The 2,500-nt window shown below is 37.4% G+C and carries 3 protein-coding genes (2 of these 3 cut by a window edge); 2 read left to right on the forward strand and 1 reads right to left on the reverse strand.

All coding sequences use genetic code 11. The features are described 5' to 3' along the window. Together CLV95_RS00725 and CLV95_RS00730 are read left to right on the forward strand one after the other, a co-directional pair. Positions 1-782, forward strand: partial view of an SPFH domain-containing protein gene (locus tag CLV95_RS00725; RefSeq protein WP_002731746.1) — the 3' portion only. Its footprint begins 151 nt before the window's first position; the window shows 782 of its 933 coding nt (coding positions 152-933); its start codon lies off the left edge, out of view; the stop codon is at positions 780-782. Positions 783-1,302: 520 nt separating this feature from the next. Next, a complete protein-coding gene (locus tag CLV95_RS00730) occupies positions 1,303-2,184 on the forward strand; it encodes a Dam family site-specific DNA-(adenine-N6)-methyltransferase (protein WP_016762643.1) in 882 nt (293 codons plus the stop codon). 56 nt (positions 2,185-2,240) lie between these two features. Here the strand turns inward: CLV95_RS00730 and fliN are convergent, their stop codons facing one another. Then, positions 2,241-2,500, reverse strand: partial view of a flagellar motor switch protein FliN gene (fliN, locus tag CLV95_RS00735; protein ID WP_002721846.1) — the final stretch only. It continues 265 nt past the right edge of the window; only the last 260 of its 525 coding nucleotides appear in the window; its start codon lies off the right edge, out of view — the gene reads right to left on this strand; the stop codon is at positions 2,241-2,243.

Here is a 2,500-nt window from a genome sequence, read left to right on the forward strand (position 1 = left end):
CAGGTCTTCATCTTCTTTGGCCTTTCCTTGAAAAGGATGCATACTATCATACGTTGAAAGAACAAGCCACGGACGTTCCTCCTCAGACTTGTATTACAAAAGACAACGTGAAAGTGGAGATGGATGGAATTCTTTATCTTAAAGTCCTGGATCCATACAAAGCGAGTTATGGAATCAACGACTATCAATTTGCGGCTTCTCAACTCGCCCAAACTACGATGCGCGCCATCATAGGAACGATGGATTTGGATGTTACGTTTGAGACCAGAGACGCGATCAACAGTAAGATTCTGGAAGTTTTAGACTTAGCCGCCGAATCTTGGGGAATCAAGGTCAATCGATACGAAATCGTAAACATCACTCCTCCTAAGTCCATTTTAGAAGCGATGGAAAAAGAAAAAAAAGCGCAGATCTCAAAAAAGGCGCAGATCTCTCTTTCGGAAGGAGATAGGGACGCGAGAATCAACCGATCTCTCGGTTTTAAAGAAGAAGCCATCAACAAGTCTGAAGGCGAAAAACAAAAAAGAATCAACGAAGCCGAAGGAGTCGCTAAAGAAGTGGAAGCCATTGCAATTGCAACCGCAAAAGGGATCGAACTACTCGCTCAGTCGATCAACGCAAAAGGTGGACAGGACGCAGTTAAACTCAGAATCGGTCAAAAATTTATCAAAGAATTTGAGAAGATTTCCGACAAAAAAACGGAAATCGTTTTACCTCTCAATTTGACGAATTTCCGTTCGATCTTAAAATCGGTTTTAGGAAATACAGATCAAAAAAATTGAATGTTATTTTCAAAGCAGAAACGACTTTTTCGTTGGAGTTTCTACCACGAACTTGTTCCTAAAACATTTCAACAAAGCTTATAAGTAGAAGTTCATTCGGAATCAATCGAAAGGCCTTGAATCCGAGGCCCAAAAAGGATAAGGCTTTTTCGAATTATTTAACACTGTAAACTCCGCTACTTTTTTACTTAATATTGGTATTCAACGTGAGTTCGGCCGTTGGAAATGAGAAAAAATTTTCCAATATAAAATGAATTTTTCATTAGAGTTGTTGAAAAATTAATTCTTCATCTGTTTCTGTTTCATGAAAACGGTCGATTAAAGCAGTTTTGTTAAGCTTGAACTACGAAATTTTTCAACGACTCTATTCTTTAAATTTTACAGCTCTTTGTCGTAATGAAAGAATATGGTTGATTAGACGACCATATTGAAGTTTATGAAAAAGGACTCTGCTTCATAGGTAAAATGGATTCCACGTTTTTCCAGTTGCCCTCGTTTAAGGTATTTTGATTATATAATCATGTCGTTTCTTTTCCCAATGGAATCGCAATTGGTTAAAAGTCCGCTAAAAGGACAACTTTTAAAATGGATTGGAAACAAGCAAAAATATGCGGATACGATCATCTCTTATTTTCCTAAAAAAATAAAAGCCTACCACGAACCTTTTTTAGGTAGTGGTGCAGTTATAGCAACCTTATCTCCTCAAAAAGGTATTGGATCCGATATATTCAAACCGCTGATTGATATTTTTCAGAAGTTGAAATCAAACCCTGATGAGTTGATTCTAGACTATACCGAAAATTATGCGCTGATAGAAGAATTTGGAAAAGAAAAAGCTTATGAAATCATAAAGAGTTCGTATAATCTCAATCCGAATCCTAAAGACTTATTGTTTTTATCCCGTTCCTGTTATGGCGGCGTAGTAAGATTCCGTAAAGTAGACGGTTACATGTCAACTCCTTGTGGAATTCACAATCCACTTTCTCCGAAATCCTTTGCTGAAAGAGTTTATTCCTGGAGTAATCGCGTCGCAGATTGTGAATTTTTAAACTTAAATTACAAAGACGCTTTCGATGCCGCAGAAGCGGATGATTTGATATATTGTGATCCTCCCTATAAGGATTCACAACCTATATTGTACGGGGCTCAATCCTTTTCTCTTAAAGATTTATATGACAGTATTGAAAACGCAAAATTACGAGGGGTAAAAATCGCCCTTAGCATCGATGGCAGTAAAAAATCAGGTTCCAAAATTATCGATATTCAATATCCCAAAGGACTTTTCTCTTCGGAAATTCCCATATTAAACGGACGTTCCATGCTGAAGCGTTTTCAAATGGCGGGACAAACTTTAGAGGAAGAAGTTGTTACGGAAAGATTGTTGCTCACTTATAAAATTTAGAAATTATCTTTACAAATGTCGAAAACAACTTGAAACGAAAATATGCGATTTCGAATTTAAAGTCTTCTGCTTTGATCCACAATTTCCGTAATTTGAATTCCGTAGAAATCATCCATTGCCACAAGTTTACCTCTTCCAACTAAACGACCGTTCGCGAGAATGTCCAAGTCTTCACCCACATTCTTATCCAATTCTACAACAATACCTTCGTTCAAACCGTTGACATCTTTGATGAACATATTCGTTCTACCTAGCTCTACTGTAAGCGCTAGATTTACATCCATCAGCAGATTTAAGTTTGTGGATTGGGTCGAGG

The organism is Leptospira borgpetersenii serovar Javanica, assembly GCF_003046425.1.
Lineage (GTDB): Bacteria > Spirochaetota > Leptospiria > Leptospirales > Leptospiraceae > Leptospira > Leptospira borgpetersenii.

Bases quoted from the DNA above. Each gene is read 5' to 3' on its own strand.
- CLV95_RS00730 (WP_016762643.1), top strand. From the start codon at position 1,303: ATGTCGTTTCTTTTCCCAATGGAATCGCAATTGGTTAAAAGTCCGCTA.